10 protein-coding genes, 1 tRNA gene and 1 pseudogene are annotated in these 18,108 nt (G+C 54.2%); 2 read left to right on the plus strand and 10 right to left on the minus strand.

Annotated elements, in window-relative coordinates; translation table 11 throughout:
• The 5 genes and pseudogenes from JE47_RS21645 to JE47_RS0115055 all read right to left on the minus strand — a co-directional run.
• Positions 1 to 1,153 (minus strand): annotated as a pseudogene (locus tag JE47_RS21645) (Calx-beta domain-containing protein); the annotation flags it as partial.
• Complete coding sequence (locus JE47_RS0115040; RefSeq protein ID WP_236631252.1) at positions 1,113 to 3,875, minus strand: ATP-binding protein; 2,763 nt, start codon at positions 3,873 to 3,875, stop codon at positions 1,113 to 1,115. The pseudogene JE47_RS21645 and the gene JE47_RS0115040, both read right to left, overlap by 41 nt.
• 169 nt (positions 3,876 to 4,044) lie before the next feature.
• The gene (locus tag JE47_RS0115045) at positions 4,045 to 6,225 is read right to left on the minus strand and encodes a GAF domain-containing protein (protein WP_031460543.1); all 2,181 of its coding nucleotides are present in this window, start codon (positions 6,223 to 6,225) and stop codon (positions 4,045 to 4,047) included.
• Positions 6,226 to 6,231: 6 nt separating this feature from the next.
• Entirely contained in the window at positions 6,232 to 8,217 is a 1,986-nt protein-coding gene (locus JE47_RS0115050; RefSeq protein ID WP_031460544.1) for a GAF domain-containing protein, read from the minus strand.
• A 133-nt stretch (positions 8,218 to 8,350) separates the two neighbouring features.
• Positions 8,351 to 8,426 (minus strand) — tRNA-Gly (locus JE47_RS0115055).
• Positions 8,427 to 8,549: 123 nt separating this feature from the next.
• Here JE47_RS0115055 and JE47_RS0115060 point away from each other — a divergent pair.
• The gene (locus JE47_RS0115060; protein ID WP_031460545.1) at positions 8,550 to 9,341 is read left to right on the plus strand and encodes a hypothetical protein; all 792 of its coding nucleotides are present in this window, start codon (positions 8,550 to 8,552) and stop codon (positions 9,339 to 9,341) included.
• 408 nt (positions 9,342 to 9,749) lie between these two features.
• On the opposite strand, the gene groL is transcribed toward JE47_RS0115060, so the two are convergent.
• The gene (groL, locus tag JE47_RS0115065) at positions 9,750 to 11,384 is read right to left on the minus strand and encodes a chaperonin GroEL (protein WP_031460546.1); all 1,635 of its coding nucleotides are present in this window, start codon (positions 11,382 to 11,384) and stop codon (positions 9,750 to 9,752) included.
• A 48-nt stretch (positions 11,385 to 11,432) separates the two neighbouring features.
• The gene (groES, locus tag JE47_RS0115070) at positions 11,433 to 11,735 is read right to left on the minus strand and encodes a co-chaperone GroES (RefSeq protein ID WP_028459729.1); all 303 of its coding nucleotides are present in this window, start codon (positions 11,733 to 11,735) and stop codon (positions 11,433 to 11,435) included.
• 748 nt (positions 11,736 to 12,483) lie between these two features.
• Here groES and JE47_RS0115075 point away from each other — a divergent pair.
• The gene (locus JE47_RS0115075; protein ID WP_031460547.1) at positions 12,484 to 13,227 is read left to right on the plus strand and encodes a YwaF family protein; all 744 of its coding nucleotides are present in this window, start codon (positions 12,484 to 12,486) and stop codon (positions 13,225 to 13,227) included.
• Here JE47_RS0115075 and JE47_RS0115080 read toward each other — a convergent pair.
• From JE47_RS0115080 to JE47_RS0115090, 3 genes are all read right to left on the minus strand, one after another.
• Positions 13,194 to 14,684 carry a CHAD domain-containing protein gene (locus tag JE47_RS0115080; protein ID WP_031460548.1) on the minus strand — a complete coding sequence of 497 codons (1,491 nt, stop codon included), beginning with the start codon at positions 14,682 to 14,684 and terminating at the stop codon, positions 13,194 to 13,196. The genes JE47_RS0115075 and JE47_RS0115080 overlap by 34 nt on opposite strands.
• A 38-nt stretch (positions 14,685 to 14,722) precedes the next feature.
• Complete coding sequence (locus JE47_RS0115085; RefSeq protein WP_031460549.1) at positions 14,723 to 15,334, minus strand: CYTH domain-containing protein; 612 nt, start codon at positions 15,332 to 15,334, stop codon at positions 14,723 to 14,725.
• A 711-nt stretch (positions 15,335 to 16,045) separates the two neighbouring features.
• Complete coding sequence (locus JE47_RS0115090) at positions 16,046 to 17,950, minus strand: BatA domain-containing protein (RefSeq protein ID WP_031460550.1); 1,905 nt, start codon at positions 17,948 to 17,950, stop codon at positions 16,046 to 16,048.
• Positions 17,951 to 18,108: the final 158 nt, after the last annotated feature.

An 18,108-nucleotide genomic window follows, 5' to 3' on the forward strand; every position in this document is an offset into this window, starting at 1 on the left:
GTGTTGGTTCAGGCGTGGCGGTCGGTTCGAGCGTCGCCGTTGCCGTCGGCGTCGGTGTTGGTTCAGGCGTGGCGGTTGGTTCAAGCGTGGCGGTTGCCGTCGGCGTCGCGGTTGGCGGCACGCGGGTCGGTGGCGCCGTCGGTTCGAGCGTCGGTGGCGCCGTCGGTTCAAGCGTCGGCGTCACCGTGGCCGTCGGCGTCGCCGTTGGCGGCACGCGGGTCGGTGGCGCCGTCGGTTCAAGCGTCGGCGTCACCGTGGCCGTCGGCGTCGCCGTTGGCGGCACGCGGGTCGGTGGCGCCGTCGGTTCAAGCGTCGGCGTCGCCGTTGGTTCAGGCATCGCAGTAGCCGTTAGGGTCATAGTTGGTGTAAGAGTAGGTGTGAATGTTGGCTCTATCGTTGGTGTAGCAGTTGGCACAGCCGTAGCCGTCGGCGTTACTCTGGTGACAACCGTGGGCACCAATGAAGGAGTCATTGTCGGTGTCGGTACCGATGTTGGCCGTGGCGTCGATGTCACCGTCGCTGTTGGGGTTGAAGTTGGTGGCATAGTTGTAATCGGCACCGCAGTGGGTGAAGCAGTTGACACGACCGTCGCTATTGCAGTTGCAGTACTAACCGGCGCAAACGTCGGTATCGGTGATGGGGTTGGCACGGGCAATCTTGTCGCGGTCGGTGTTGCTGTCGGCCCTGGGACAACCACAACCACGCCTGTCGTAGGTGTCGGTGATATGGTGGGTAAAACACCTCCGGCCGGAACAGACGTTGATGTCGGAGTAGGAGATGGGGTAGGTGTTACCGTCGGCGTCGGAGGATCAATCCGGGTGGGTGGCGGTGGTACTGCTACGATTGATACCGGCGAGGAACGCATTGTCTGAGTAATCGGCATTTGCGTGCGCTGTGCCACCTCTGTAGCGACAAGGTTAGGCAAGTCATCGTCAAGTGGGGCAAAACGCAGATTAGCCGGAAACGGTTCATACGCCTGCCACCCTCGTGCGGCGCTAATACTCTTGAACGGCTGATTGTTTGGTGTCAACCACCAGAAGATGATTTGGGCAACACAGAACACCGGCAGCACCGCCAGAATCAGCGCCCCTGCTATCAGCCATGGCAGATAGTCAGTTCTGGATGCGTTCGGTGTCTTGCCCGGCAACAGCACGTTCTTGCTCCTTGATATAACGCAACCGGATAGTAAAGGTACTACCCTGGCCGGGAACACTTTTCACCGTAATGGAACCACCCTGCAACTCAATCAATTGACGGGTAATCGCCAACCCCAATCCACCACCACGTTGAACTGAATTGTTACCGTCAACGCGCTGAAAACGGGTAAATAACCGTCCCATCACCTCCTCTGGAATACCAGGGCCGGTATCACTAATGTCAAGCCAGACCTCCTGACCCTCTATTCCGGCGCTAACCAACACCCAACCCTGCTGAACATAACGGCAGGCATTATCGAATAAATGACCTAACGCCTGTTTCAACAGCTCTTGATCGGCCAGCACAGGTGGCAAATCTTCGGGCAATACCACCTTCACCTGTAGACCGCAAGTTGCAAAAGTTTCTCGTAACGGACGTATTGCGGCATCGACAACCGAAGCCAGATTCGTTGGCTGGATATGAACTTCAATCTGACCGGCGTCAAGGTAGGCCACCATAATGGCATTATTCACCAGCCTAGTCATCTGAAGGGAACTCTGACGCACCTGTTCAAGCATCTCGCGTAGACCGTCATCTAATCCCGATCCAGCCTGCCGTAACGCCAGTTCGAGATAGCCACGGATAACGGTCAGTGGCGTGCGCAGCTCATGAGAAATGGTGGCGATAAAATCAGTCTTTGCTCGATCAATCTGGATAGCTGAAGTGACGTCATGCAGGACAACCACTTCACCGATCTGAAGACCATCGGGCATACAGACCGGTGCCCGTCCTACCGTAAGATGGCGATTGCCGATGGATACAATCTTCTCTGGACGACCAAACAACTCTGAACGAATATCCTTACCGACCAGCGGCAAATCATGGATCGACAACTCCGCACGATCGGTCAGGATCGGTCGTAACAACTGCTCGGCGGCAGGATTCAATAGTACAACGCGCCCACTGGCATCACTCACGATGACACCATCACTGATTGAGGCAAGAATTGCCCGCCGTTGTTCGGCATCGCGTTGCACCGCTTCGTAGAGGAGGGCATTCACCAATGCCACCGCCGTCATGTTGGCAATCGCTTGCAGATGTGGCAACACCGCAGTCGAAAAAGCATCCTGTTCTGGATGGGCAAAAATAAGAGAACCGATCGTCTGTTGTTCGTGCCGGAGGGGAACGGCAAGCGCACTCTTGATGCCGCTCGCAAGCAGTAATGGATCGGTGTAAGGAATTAACTGCGCTCCGCCATTTATCGGCAATACGTTGAGATACCGACCGGTCAACGCTGCATAGCTTAACGGTGCATTCGGACGAATCCGGAACCTCCAGCTATCAGTGTCTCGCACAATGGCAATCGCTTCGGTTTGCGGGAGAAGGTGAGCAGCACTGGTAGAGGCTATCTGTAAAATAGCTTCGACCCGTAATTCCTGATTCAGTTGACGACTCGTTTGGTAGAGATGTAAGAGATGGGAAGTCATCTGATTGAAGGCCACCGCTAATCGTCCCAATTCATTCGTGTCATTGACAGTGCTACGCCGGTCGAGATCACCTGCACTGACCGCATCAGCGACCGCCACCAGGTCATCGAGCGGACGAGTGATCCGGCGTGCAACCCAACCACCCACGAATACTGCGGTCAGAGCCAGCAAAGCTGTCACACCTACCACTGCATTGCGACTACTGGCCCAGGCACTCAGAATAAAATCGCGTGACAAACCAACGACGAAATAACCATTTTGCGCACCACGAAGCAACAACGGTGCATACACAAGCTGATACTCGTAGTCACCAAGACGAGCAGTCGTCAACAATGAACAGGTCGGTATCCCAACTCTTTCAACTGGAGTGACGACCCGACCACGAAGACTACCGATGTCGAGACAGGTTCCCAGGGTATTATATTGAGCTAACTTCTCGATCTGGGTTTGATCGAGGCGGAGTTGCGATACAAAACTCTCCGGTACCGTTGCAGCCAATGGTAAACCATTGTTATCAAACCAGGCAGTCACTGCTGCTTGACTGCGATCTTGCAAGAACGCCAGTGTACGATCAAGCCGTTGAGCCACCAGCACACCACCAACAACCTGGGGTGGCGTGTTATCGTCAATGCGGACAGTAACAGGCACGACGGTAAAGAAATGTAGTACTTCACGGCCATCAGACTGTTGAAATGCGATCAGGCCACTATATTTATCGCCGATCACCTCACCGGTGCCAACCGGTGTCTGCTCACCGCGTAATACCTTCTCGATGAATGGCAAACCGGACAGATTCGTCCCGATATACTTCGTCGGCTCATCACCATCCCTGGCTCGTTCCCAATCGAGCAAAGCCTTCCCAGTCTGATCAAAAACGATCAGTCGATCAGGAGTTACATTTTCGTTACTCTGACCAAGCGTCCAGAGGCTGCGCATAGCTAACGCTAATCCATCTGCATCCCGACGGATAATCGCATCAACGACTGCCGGTGCACCGGTATCAGCATTAGCTGCGGTGAATACAATCTGACCGAGGTAGGCGATATTGCTAATTTCGCGCGCAGCCAGCGCTTCAGCAAAATTACGTGCTACCTGACCCAATTGATTATTGAAGCGTTCCTGCCAACTCCCTGCTACTAACGTTATCGCAATACCAGAACCAATCAGCATCACGATAACGGTCAAAAGCAGGTATGGCAAGATGATAGTGAAAAGAATGCGTGATCGAAGGATTGCGATAATCCGCTGCACAGAACACCCCCAAGCACTAGACATGGGGCAATGAATTTATTTTAGTATAACTGATAAGACGGGGGGCTAACAGAGGGATTTATTTACAGTTTCGTTATCTATCCTAACACCCTCTAGACACTTTGGCTGTGCAATCAGTACGCACAAACCGGTAGCGATCTGCGTATACCTATGACGAGCGCTGCCTTACCGGCAAGGCAAAGGCAAAGGTACTGCCGAGACCTTCGCGACTCTGAAGCCAGATCTTCCCTTTATGCGCCTCAACCGCCAATTTACAAAAGGTAAGCCCAAGACCCGTTCCACGCGACTTTTGTTGTTGTACCTGCCCAAACTTTTCAAAGATACGGGCATGATACTGTGGTGGAATTCCCGGCCCTTCATCACGCACCCAGTAAATCAGCCATTCACCAGCCTCCATTTCTGGCAGGGCAAAGGGAAGATCAGGATGCACGTCACCAGCAACATGAGAAGCGAGCGCGAGATAGCGCCCCCCAATCGTTACCATCCCCCGCTCTGGCGAAAATTTCACTGCGTTATCGATCAGATTTTGCAATACCCGTACAATCTTATCGCGATCGGCCTCAATTGGCGGTAAGCTGATTGCCAGGTTTTGCACTAGATTAATGCGACGTTGTTGAATTGACGCCCGCAAGCGTTCGATAGCTTCATCAACCAGCGCATAAGGCGAGAGTGGTTCAAGGTTCAGGTTCATTCGGCCTTGCTCCATCTTACTGATGTCGAGCAAGGTATTGACCATCTCCAGCATCGTCTGACTGCCCTGATAGGCAATCCCCAGCAACTCGCGCTGCTGTTCCGAGACCGGCCCCCCCAGACCACGCAGCATCATCATAATGCCATTCATAATAGCAGTCAGTGGTGCACGGAGATCATGGATGAGCATGCCGGTATAATCTTCCCGAAGTCGGGCCAGCTCACGATCCTTCGCAATATCTTCAAACAGCGCCAGCCGACCGATCTGCATATTGGCAGTATCGAGCACAGGCAACGTGGTATGGCGCACATAACGCACCGGACCATCGTTCAACTCGATCTCGATCACGCGATGGGATGCACCTTCATTGAGCCATGTTGGCTCTTCAACCACCAGTGCTCTACTCATCAATTCGTCGATCAATTCATCAAGCTGACATCCGATCAACGACTCACGGGAACGGTGAAAAATTTGTGCCGCCGCCGGATTACTGGCTACAACAACACCTCGCATATCAGCCATCAGGATACCATCATTGGTCGAATTGACAATGGCTTCAAAGCGATCACGAACGGTACTAACCTGCTGAAACAGGCGTGCATTCTCAATTGCGATCCCGATTGTAGCCGCCATCCGAGTAAGCCGGATCGCTTCCTCTTCGGTAAAATGACCGGTACGTTTATTGAGCAATTCAATAACGCCGATAGTACGACCTTTTACAACAATCGGCACACAGAGAATTGAGTGTACGTTGTAGCCGATTCCATCACTAACTGCACGGTAAAACCGTGGATCGCTCTCAGCATCGTGCACAATGGCATACTGCTGTGTACGTGCCACATCACCGACAATGCCCGCACCAGCAGGTACACGCAAGCCAACGAGCTTTTCCTGTCCCTCTTCCAGCGTCATCACGAAGACCAGTTCGCCAGTTTCATCATCGAGCATGAGTAACGAACCGGCATCAACGCGGAAGAACTGGTTGATCTTCTCCATCACCAGATGGTAAATTTCGCGCGGATCAAGAGATGAGGTAACAGCCGCCGCAATATCGTTCAGCGTAGCCAGCTCGGCCTCGCGCCGTGATGCCTCTTCGATCATACGAAATGAAGTGATTGCCGCCGCAAGCTGGCTGGCCATCAGGCGCGCCACACTGATTTCTTGATCATCGAAGTGTCGTATTTGGCCGAGGGTAGCAAACGCCAGCGCCCCGATAACTGTATCTTGAGCCACCAAAGGAATAACCAGTAATGAGCGAACCTGCGCTTCGTTCAGCATCCCCAACAGTTGCAAGACAACCGGTGAACGATCACCAGGCTGTGGCATGGTAGTCAGATCGAGAATCTGGTACGGTTGCCGCTGTTGGAATGCCTGCTGTATGAGTGGCAAATCACGCAATGGAATGGGCGGTGGTAGGGAAATGCGGGGTGGGAAGGTACTTACCAGAGAAATCGTCTCACCGGCGGGATCGAGGAGCAGTACACCACACAATGATACACCCAAACCCTGAACAAATTCGTTCAAGGTCAACATAAGAAGCTCATCGAGAGTAGCTGCCGTCTCAATCGCAGTTGCGATGCGGAGCAAACCTTGCGTATTCATCGCCGATTGTGCAAGCGAAGATTCCGGATCACTCATAACGCTTTATGTATTTCCAATTAGACGATAGATCGGTGCCATTTCTGTTCCATTGTGAAGATTTACGGGCGTGAGCGGATCGAGCGTAAACCGTCCAGATGGAACTATTTTCAGCACCGTATCAGACACCACAATTTCATCATTACGTGCCAATTGACACAACCGCCGTGCTTCACGCAAGGCTGTACCACTCCATATCATGGTAGCCGATTGCGCCTGACCGACAACACCGACCATCAACTGGCCGGTCGTAATCCCGATCGCCAGCGGCAGGTCAACACCAAACTGCTGGCGCCACTGAATTCGTAAGCGAGCAACTGTGGACTGAATCTGCTGGGCCACCTGAAGCGCTCGGACTCCATCATCGAATTGTGGCTGGGGGAAACCAAATGCCGCGCTGAAACTTATCCCATCTAGGCTCATGTATGCCCCTTGATGTTGATAGACAATGAGACGGCATGCGCTGTCGAACGAAGTGGCAACGTCTTCATACCACTGCTGCGCAGTGAGACCGGTTAGACGCTCTACACTCCGCAAGCATCCATAGACCAGCGTTACCGTGATCACCTGCGGCTGGATTGCCTGCATCAGCTTTGCACGCTGTGCAATCAGTGTGCGCATTGACACCGGATCAAGATGTTTTTCAAGTATTTGGCGGGCATGAGCCTGCTGTTCTGGTTCGACAATTCCTTCGTAGCGGTAATGAACCAGCATCGTTACCGCGTAGGCCGCTAACACTGAAACCAACGCCAGGGCATGTTGGCTATAGTGATACGGTGCAGGATCGGCCAGGGTTAAGACACCAAGGGGATGATCGCCGTGAAAGAGCGGCACTGCTAGAGCTGATCGCATCAATTCAAGCCCTGGCGTAGGAATCCAGCGCGTATCACGTTCAATATCATCAATGATTGCACCGCGCCGGGCCCGCAATACCCAACCGGCCAGCCCATGCTTCAAGATAGGTACGGAAGCAAGATTAAGTGGCAAGACATCACCACCACTCAGCGTCACACGCATACGAATGGTAGATGTAGCATCATCAATCAGTAAGAATGTCCCGTGTTCAGATTCGGTAAGCTCAGCAGCGATGCGCAAAAGCTGCACGAGTGCTTGTTCGAGGTTGGGCTGTTCAGCCATACGCTCAGTGATGTGCTCGAAGAGGGCTAATCGACGTTGATCGCGCTCGGCCCATTGACGATAAATCGACGTCTGGAGATACGCCGTGAAGATAGTGGCAATCTGTTCGAGCAACTGCTGTTGATCATCGTTCAGCCGCACATCTGCACCGGCAAGCATAACACAGAGTGCACCGATTGGCGTTTGCTGTACCCATAACGGCCAATTGATCACCGTGAGTGGTTGTGAAGACGCGGTACTGATCAACTCCCGCATCTGCACACTCGAAAAACGTACCGAATGACGCTCACGAAGTGCACGTCCAATCGCACTGCTATTGATGTCAAAGACTGTTGATCGGTTAGCCTTCCCAACACCCCACGCGGTCGATGGTACCAGTACAGCACGTTCTGCATCGTAGAGGAGGAACACAACCCCATGAACTGGCAGATGTTCAGACATCGCCTCGGCAACCGCACTGAGCATCGCCTCATGATCAATCACAGTACTGAGACGGCTGACAAGCGTGGTCAGTGTTGTAGAACGTGGTACAGCAACTATCGCATCGGTCACCGTCTGGCGCAGTGCAACCAGTGGGTCGTTGTCGGTCAGAGGCGGTAGATCGGCCTGTAATATGCGCTGAGCGTGATCGCGTACTTCACTCAGCGCATAGCGGAGACTGATCCACGCTGCTATCGACAGGGCTAAGCCAACGATACTGCCGAAGAGAAGCGCTACGATCAACCGTAGCGTTGGCCCTCCATTGCTCTGCTGCTGAGCTACATCAACCAGCGCATAGAAAAGCAGACCAAGCGCAATTCCGCCAGTCAGGGTGAGAGTGAAGATACGATGAACGGTGCTGCGCGGTAGATACACGGTGGCTCCACGAATTCGTTAAGTGATCGGTCTCGTCATCTCATGAACGTAAAAATGATTGGATATGTTGTGCTTATTATATACAGTTTCGTAAAAAAGATGACCACCTCACAAGTGTGAGTGGTCATCACTATGGAGCGGGAGACGGGGATCGAACCCGCGACCTACACCTTGGCAAGGTGTCGCTCTACCAACTGAGCCACTCCCGCCCATTACTAGAAATATTATACACTATCTAAACAGGTTGTCGAATCGTGCCATGTTGCCGGATCAGGCATTGGTATAATATACGGGCGCCGCACTGCTGCACTCTAACCCTTACGAGTAGAGCAATGGCAACAACCCTTTTGATTCTCGACTTTTCCGGCACGCTTAGCCTTGAGGCCGTTCGATTTGGAACATCAGCACGGTTGGCAATGGCATTACAACAATCGGGGTTGCAGGCGCTAGGAATCGATACCGAGCGCTATTGGAATGATCTGGTCGTACCAACCTGGGTGGAAGGGAGTACTACCCGCATCGGGCTGAGAGCATTGCTAAGCCGCAAACTCCAGGAACGCGGCATCCCTTTAGCGACAGCAGTACGATCTGCCGGTCGCTTTACCCGTGCATATATGGCAGCCTCGGTCATTGATCCGGCATGGCAGCCACTCTTTGCGATCCTGCAATCCAGACCGCAGATTATCCCACTCATCGCAACCGATCACTATGCCGAAGCAACATTCCAGATTGCCGGTGAACTGGCAACCTTGGGTTGGTCAGCCAGAGCATTACGTCGGGAACATAACCGGATCAAGCGGGTGCGCGTCGGCCCGTTGCAGCATACAGCATTGGCGTTCATTGCCAATTCAGCCGATCTCGGAGTTGCTAAAGCCGACCCTCGCTTTTGGCAGTATGTGCAGATCGGGCTACCTGAGCGTGTGACGCAGGTGATCGTTGTCGATGATTTTGGCGCCAATGAAAATCTAGCCGATTTTTATGCCGATCCGACGCGAGTCGAACGCCGTCGTCAACAAACGATCAGTGCCATTGAAGAGGTATTTCACGTTTCGGTGCAGATGATCTGGTTTACGCTGGATCGCAGGATCGAAGAGATTATCCAGAAAATAACCGGCAGCGGATGATTGTGGGTTCCCTTTTTCTTTTCACGACGTTACGGCATTCCTTTCTGCGCTCCACAGCTTTAACGCTTAGCGTCTATCGAGAATACCTGATCGCAGAAGAAGATCGGTTGGGGCACAGCGCTGCTACACCCGTCCATCGATCAGGTTTCATCCGCCGTACCGTGAGCCGATGATTCAGATAGGTGCTAAGGGCTGGGCGCGCGGGCCTCCGGCCCGCATCCTGCACGAGTGTCCCGTGAGCCGATGATTCAGATAGGTGCTAAGGGCTGGGCGCGCGGGCCTCCGGCCCGCATCCTGCACGAGTGTACCGTGCCGATGATTCAGATAGGTGCTAAGGGCTGCCGCAAGGCAGAGCGCGGGCCTCTGTAGCCCGCGCTCCCAGAGAAGAGGGTTACTGTTCAGACTCGTTTAGAAGTCCATACCGGCGCCAGCCCCTGGCGTGGCAGCAGGCTTATCCTCCGGGATGTCGGTAATCAGCGCCTCAGTGGTGAGGATCATACCGGCAATCGAAACCGCATTCTGAACAGCACTGCGCGTTACTTTCACTGGGTCGATAATACCCTGCTCGATCATGCTGCCGTACTGGCCGGTCAGCACGTTATAGCCAATGGTCTTATCGCCCTTCTCCTCCTGCAAGCGGCGGACGTTCGCGATAATGACCGAACCGTCCTCACCGGCGTTGCGAGCGAGGATACGGAGTGGCTCTTCGAGCGCACGGCGCAGGATTTGCAGACCGACCTTTTCATCTTCGTGGGCGACCTGAACATTATCGAGCGCCGGAATAGCGTTCAGCAACGCCACGCCACCACCGGGGACAATACCCTCTTCGACCGCCGCACGGGTCGCACTCAGCGCATCCTCGACCCGGTGCTTCTTCTCCTTCAGCTCAGGCTCCGTAGCGGCACCGACTTTGATCACTGCCACACCACCGGCCAGCTTCGCCAGCCGCTCTTGCAGCTTCTCACGATCAAAGTCGCTGGTTGTAGTGGCAATCTGAGCGCGGATCTGCTCAATTCGGGCACGGATAGCAGCCTCATCACCACGGCCCTCGATAATCGTCGTATCGTCCTTAGTCGCGATAACCTTGCGCGCACGGCCCAGGTCTTCAATCGTCGCACTATCGAGCTTGCGCCCAATCTCCTCGCTGATAACGGTACCGCCGGTGAGGATAGCAATATCTTGCAACATTGCCTTGCGGCGATCACCGAAACCAGGCGCCTTAACCGCCAACGCATTAATCGTGCCACGCAGCTTGTTCACAACTAGCGTCGCCAGGGCCTCGCCATCAACGTCCTCGGCGATGATGACGAAGTTCTTCGTCACCTGCAACACCTTCTCAAGGACGGGGAGGATCTCTTGGATGCTGCTGATCTTCTTATCGGTGATCAGGATGTAGGGATCATCAAGCTCGGCTTCTTGCCGCTCGACGTTGGTTACCATGTAGCCAGAGATGTAACCGCGGTCGAACTGCATGCCCTCGGTGTATTCCTTTTCGAAGGTAACACCCTTCGATTCTTCAACGGTAATGACACCGTCTTTACCGACCTTCTCCATGACCTCGGCGATCAGCTCACCGATCTCACTGTCAGCCGCCGAGTTGGTCGCCACATGCGCAATGTCAGCCCGATCGCGAACCGGTACGGCGCTTGCCTTGATAGCCGCAACCAGTGCCTCGGCACCCCGATCAAGACCACGCTTGAGGAGCATCGCGTTGGCGCCTGCCGCGACAACCTTCAGACCTTCGGTGACGATGGCCTGTGCCAGTACGGTCGCTGTCGTTGTACCGTCACCGGCAACGTCGTTGGTCTTGGTGGCCGCTTCCTTAAGCAGTTGCGCACCCATGTTCTCGAAGGGATCCTTCAGCTCGATCTCCTTCGCTACCGTCACACCGTCGTGGGTTACTGTCGGCGAACCAAACTTCTTATCAATTGCGACATTGCGCCCGCGCGGACCAAGGGTGGTCTTCACCGCATCGGCAACAATATCGACACCACGCTTCAAAGCGCGACGCGCTTCTTCGTTGAAATAAAGCTGCTTTGGCATAGGATCTATAATCCTCCTGTGAGAATAGCACTACTTACGCGACAATACTTATTCCTGGACGATACCCAGAATGTCCTTCTCCGACAAGATCAGGTACTCAACGTCATCGAGCTTGAACTCGGTGCCACTGTACTTGGCAAAGATCACCCGATCGCCAACTTTAACGTTCATTGGGATCAGTTTGCCGTTGTCATCGCGGCGCCCCTCGCCTACAGCCAGCACCGTGCCTTCCATAGGACGTTCTTTGCTAGCCGTATCGGGCAGGAAAATACCGGCTTTTGTCTTCTCTTCACGCTCAACCGGCTTAACTACTACCCGGTCGCCAAGAGGTCGGATGCGGAAATCCGCCATAGCTGCTATCCTCCGTTTACTATGTCTCAGGATACGTTTCGCTGCAACTGATTAGCACTGTCAACACGAGAGTGCTAACCCGTTGGTAATAGTACACAAGATCAGCCGATTTGTCAAGTCAATGTTAGCACTCAGCAACAGAGATTGCTAGCAGGTTTCGATGGAACCACGAGATGCAGAGATGACGAGACACCATCGTTTGACGATGCCAGGAAGCGCAACAACTGATGCATCCCAATGTACGGCTGTGATAGGGAGATGTCGGAGCGGCGCTTCCTCCCACTTTACGCAGTAGGAATGATGAAAGATGACTCCAGGCGCAGTACGCATCATCCATGCTGTGCTCTGTGGTTTTATTTCCCACCGAGAGCACAGAGGTTTGAGAAAGAATCTCTGTGTACTCTGTGTGCTCCGTGGTTTTATTTCCCACCGAGAGCACAGAGAGCACAGAGATTTGAGAAAGAATCTCTGTGTACATGCCATGCGGGCCGGAAGCCCGCGCACCCAGGTACCGTCCTGACGACGCTTCTCCCCTTCCCGTCCGTTCGCGATACGACGACGATGCTGAAAACGCTGTTTCAACTGCGTGCCGATCCGAATAGCCGTCTCACAGTGCAACGGTGGCAACCCATGCACGATGACATCTTGCCCACTGCCGGACGATCTGGTTATGATATACATAACATGTAGCGATAGACACCAGTTTTCATCGGCGAGATCGGTCTCGCTTACGCACGGAGCACATTGTATGGATGAACTCTTTGGATTACACTGGAACGGCCAACCCTTTATCCTCTTCAGCCCGCCGCATCTAATCGCCTTGATGTGCGTTGTACTGGCCTGTTTGTGGATACTGGGGCCGGGTCGTCGGTTATCACCAACCGCTGGGCGTATCTGGCGGTATACGCTGGCAGGCATTCTCGCCATCAATGAAATAGCTTACAATGTCTGGTTCTGGGTCCACGGCCTCTGGTCGATCCAGTACATGCTGCCGTTACACCTCTGTATGCTGTTCACCTGGCTCAGCGTGATTATGCTGCTTACACGCAGCTACCGCATCTTCGAGTTTGCCTATTTTATGGGTATCGGCGGTGCAATCCAGGCCCTGCTCACACCCGACATCGGTGTGTATGGCTTCCCGCACTTCCGCGCCTTTCAGAGTTTCATCTCACACGGGGGTATTGTGCTGGCAGCGCTGAGTATGATCACGCTGGAAGGGTACCGTCCCACTTGGCGATCGGTGGGACTGGTGATTGTCGGGGCAAATCTTTATATGGTCGCAGTCGGCGTGGTGAACTGGCTCCTTGGCAGTAACTATCTTTTTCTAGCGCATAAGCCATACACGCCGAGTCTGCTCGATCTGCTCGGACCGTGGCCGTTCTACATTATCTGGATGGAGGTCCTCGGCATTATAACGATTCTCATCCTCTACCTGCCGTTTGCCATTATCGATCTGCGTCAGAGATCACCAATAATTGCGAGCAAACGATGACGATAGTCGGCGCCCGCCAATACATTCCAGCATTCGGGCAACTCGGCTCGCAAGGTCGCCCATTCAGCCTCTCTTTCCGCCATGTATTCTGCGACCGCGGTATGGTGTACAGTGTACGGCGCCAGAAGACCGCGTGCGACACTAATATCGTTCAATGCGCCGAGATGATCCTGAAAATCGATCAGTGGTTGCAAGAGATCATTCAACCGCTCACCAACAATATCACCGATCAGCTCGAGCGCATAGCGCAGGCGCTTACCAGCGATCCGCATGGCATGCAGGCTGGCATCATCTTCGGGTAAGCCGTTGCGGTCATACGAACGAAGCGCCTCATAGTGTGCATACAGCATACTTCCGGCCTGATCGCGCACTCGTGGTCGGTCATCCCAACCCGTAGAAAAACACGCCAGTTGCGCTAACCCCCGCAGCTCACGTTCATACTGATCGCTTGAAAGATGAGCGAGCAGTTCGGCGTGTGCAGCCATTCGCTCGGCGCGTACCGCCTCGATAATCGGCTCTAAACCAAGAATATTGCGATGAGTCATGTCGCTCAGCAATACATCACGGTCACGGATAGCGCTTGCTTCGCGGGCCAGTGTGCGTACCATTTCGGTTGCCCGCTTAGCAGGCTTGACCGGTACAACCGGCGCAAGTAAACGGAGGGCTGCACGTATCCGGCGCGTCGCCACGCGCAGATCGTGAACCGCCTCGATGGTTTCGTCATCTTTCACTGCCCGCGCCGTCTGTTGCAGTCGTCGGAGGTGCCGACGCAAGACAACTCGTCCTAATTCAGCAAAGGACACCTCACCCGAAGCGTACCAATACGGTAGTAACTCAGTCGGCTCATCTTCACCGGCAACCGCTTCGACAACAGAACCCTCACTCTGTACCACTATTTCCGGTCGCGTACCGATCACACGCTCCCACAAATCTGCTTTGGCCGATGCCCGCTCGGCATCAACCGCAGCATGAGGACCACTTACGATCAGGCGTAGGCGACCATTCTGCGATGCTACCTGAACCTGCGTCGTTTGCGTTTGGCTGTAGTCGAAGCCATCAGCGACCCGAACGATTGCGGCGAGTTGGAGGGCTAGCCTGCGATGCCGTTTCTTGAGGCACAACACGGAGGGTTCGATCTGAAAGCGCGGTTTCCGCCGGTGAAGAGCGATAATTGCCCCTAAGATAGCCTGTGTAACCGTATCACCTAGCGAATGGCGCAAAACAATGTCGCGGCCAACCAGATGATGCTCAGCCGGATCGGTCGTTAAACCGACGTTGTGCAACAAAGCACCGGCTTCGACCAGATCGCGATCGGTCGCTGACCAGCCGTGCTTCGGTTGCAACGCATCAAACAAGGTTAAGGCATGCTTGGCTACCTGGCGGGCATGAACTCGATCAACCCGATACTGTGTGAGAAGCTGCTCGAGGTAGTCGTCAAGATGAGTGATATTGGTCATGTTAATCTCTCCAGGCCACCACTCGCATACAAACGACATCAACGACGTTGTAACAATGCCATTCCCCGCTCGAGCTTACTCTGACGTTCAGGAGTTAGCTTGATCAACGAGCGGAGTGCATTCACTAATTCGGTGAGATCGTAGACCGATCCGGCAGGCAAGACTTCAAGTTCCAGTTCGCAAATCGGGGCCTGATGCTGTCCGGCATAAATAGTACCTCGATCCAGACAAATTTCGACCCGATCACGTCCATCACGCATCGCATGGATGATCCGGCGTGTCGTCTCGATAGTGAGCAATGGACGAACCGGCGCACCTAACAGCAAGGCCTGAGCCAGATCACGAGCCGGCCCAGCCGGCCAATGCACAGGATTGGGATCATCGCCGGGAAATTCAAACTCTGCCCGATGATGAATACCGTTTTCATCGAGGCGAGCTGGCCCTTTAAGGGTAATGATCGAGCGATGACCGATCTGGCGAACGCGCAACCCATAGCGAGCCTGCGCCAGCCGACCATCAGCACTGTCGTAATAAGTATTGCGCTGATGTTCGGCAGCCATGGTGCGAAGCGTGTACGGACCGAGTGCATTCAGTGCAGCTAGCCGATCCAGATCGGCAGCACTGACCTTGAATTTGGCTTCGATTTCCACAGGAATCCTCTCTGCATCATTGTATTGAATCAGGACACGAGGTATCTCGATAGAAGCAATAAAGACGGCCCCTTATCCTACTACGTACATTCTACTGCATTATAGCGCGCCTTCCATGAACCGGTAAGAGAGTGGTTTTGAAATCGTCCGCCGCTGCTGTCGATACCCCCCAACTCCCGTAATCACCCGGAATGCTAGCATCCGGCCCGCGTTCGGTGGTAGGCGATAACCAAGCATCGGCTGGTGTATCACATCTTCGGCAAGCGACGGGCCAAAAGGGTGGAACCTACCCCTAGCGCAGGAAGTTTCTGCTGCCCTGAAGTGCCTATAGCAGTGGCATCTCCTCTTTAGAGCATGATCAAAAACCTGGGCTTTTGCTGAGGCGCGACCGTAGGAATGTTGGCAAGCAATCGACCCTCACCATCTCCCTTGCCCCCTTTCAACTCCCACACGGGGCGAGGAAGGGGAGTAGCATGGCTGGCGCGAAAGTATGTTGGCAACCTCTCATGCAATGATTGCGCGGGTACGGTGCATGACCAATAAGAAATCTGGGTTTTTGATCAGGCTCCTGGAAGGCCGGAAGTGGGTCGTGCGAGAGTCCCCTGGTACGAGTGAGGGAGGCGTAAAAATCCGCTTCTCTTGCGTACTAATGGCCTGATGAGTCCAGAAAAGAGGGATAGCGGTCGCACCTGTCGCTGATCTTCTTCCTGCTTAACTCGATTCGGCGGTACGCCGTCGCCAGCGCTGGCGGAGGATGGAGAGAGCATTACGCTGGTAGAACAGCCACTCGATCAGCAGCATGATCAGAGCGGCCAATGCCAGCCAGCGCCAAATCTCCTGGCGGCCATCGCGCTCGCGGGCAATCGTGCTTTGCGCCCCGCTAAGCTGAGGAATGGTTAAGTCGCGCTGAGGAGCTATCCGCGACTCGTTTGGCGCAAACAGATTAACCGCAAAACGACGGCTGGCAATCACGGTATTACCACGCCGTTCTTCAAGGGTATAGATACCGGGCAGATCGGTATTGGTGTAAAAGGTCTGGTTCGCTCGTATCTGCACCAGTCCATCGCGCGAACTAACGACCTGACCATCTGGACGAATGATCCGTACCTCCTCAATGCTGCTATCAACCGGTGCCACAATTGGTTGACCGGTAGTGAGTTGGAGACTGCTCACCGGTAGGAGATACTCGATCATGTTGGAAAGGAGGATCGGAAACGCGATATTCAGCGGAAGATCAGACGCATGGAGATCAAAGGCCAATACCACAATGCGCCTGCCCTCACGTTCGCCGGCTAGCAAGAGTGGCCCCCCATCGCTATCGACGATAACCCGCGCCCACGAACCGGAAACGATGCGCGGTGCACGCAAAATATTGACATCGGTGAAGCGTACATTGCGCAAGATCGGGTCTTCGAGAGCGGTCGGACGAACGAGCGGGAAGTCGAATTCACCGGTTATCGAGAAGAGTTCAGTGCTTTGCAGAGGGCCGATAAAGAGCAGGTTACCAGGTGGCAGTGTCGCAGGAACGGTTCCATCGAAGATCGTCAATGGAATTTCAGCCGCGCTTTCGGGGAATGTGGTGGTTGTCGTTGGTACCTGCACCACTTCCAAACCAGGCAGCAGGGAAAGACCGGTTTGCAGGAAGCGATTGCCATCGCTGACCAATCGTACCCGCACCGTTTCTCGTTGTGGACTAACTGCGTAAGCCCGATCATCGACCGGCAGGGCATCACGCTCATCGAGGCGTGCTTCGATAATACTCACTGTTGCTGGGATCGGTTGAGTTAAGCTCTGCTCGCGCCCTGGTTCAATAGTTAGATCAATTGCAAAGTCGAGTTTCCCATCGAGATAGATCGACATGCGACGAGTAACCGGTCTATCCCCGTAATTTGTTGCCTGCACAAATAGAGTCTGCTCGAATGCGCCGGGTTGGAGGGCAATCGCGTTGATCGCCACATTGTCGGCGGAGCGTCCGATGGGGAAATAGCGCACTCGCGCCGGAACACGCAGACCATCAGGAACCTTAACGTTACCGTCGGAGATGATCGCAACCTCACTATCGGGTTCGCGGGCGGCCAGAGCCGAGGCCAGCGTCAGCGCCTGGCTCAGATCGGATTGGTTGCTGTAGCTTGGTTGAATCTGCTCGATGACACGCCGTAGCTCGCGACGATCACTCGATGAGGCAATGGGTGCTTCCATCTGACCGCCGATTGCAATGATCGTTGCCCGACCATTGTCGGGCAACTGGTCAATCAGTGCCATCGCCTGCCGCCGGGCTGCCTCAAGGCGGGAAGGTGGTTCATCGGTGGCCAGCATACTGGTCGAGCGGTCGAAGATAATGATCAGGTTTGCGCCGCTGATACCAGTGACCGGAATAAATGGACGGGCCAGAGCCAATACCAGCAACAGCATGAGTAGTAATTGCAACAGCAATAACAGATTGCGGCGCAACTTTTGCCACGGTGCATTGGCTTCGATGTCGCGCACCATGCGTTGCCAGAGGAAGGTTGACGAAACTACACGCTCTTCCCTGCGTAGCTTGAGCAAATACATGGCCACAATCATCGGGCCAACAATCGCCGCTGCGATCAATGCTAAAGGAGCCAGAAATGACATAGAACCTGCTCGGATGTGATTGGGTAGCCAACATTCTGCCGGCTACACTACCTGATCATGCTTGCTTAATCATTTGCACAGCGACACGTTCAGCAGCGAATGGTGCTTCGCCACGGGCAATAAGATCGCGCAATTCGGCAATCGCTGTATGCAGGGCC

The organism is Chloroflexus sp. MS-G, from assembly GCF_000735195.1.
Lineage (GTDB): Bacteria > Chloroflexota > Chloroflexia > Chloroflexales > Chloroflexaceae > Chloroflexus.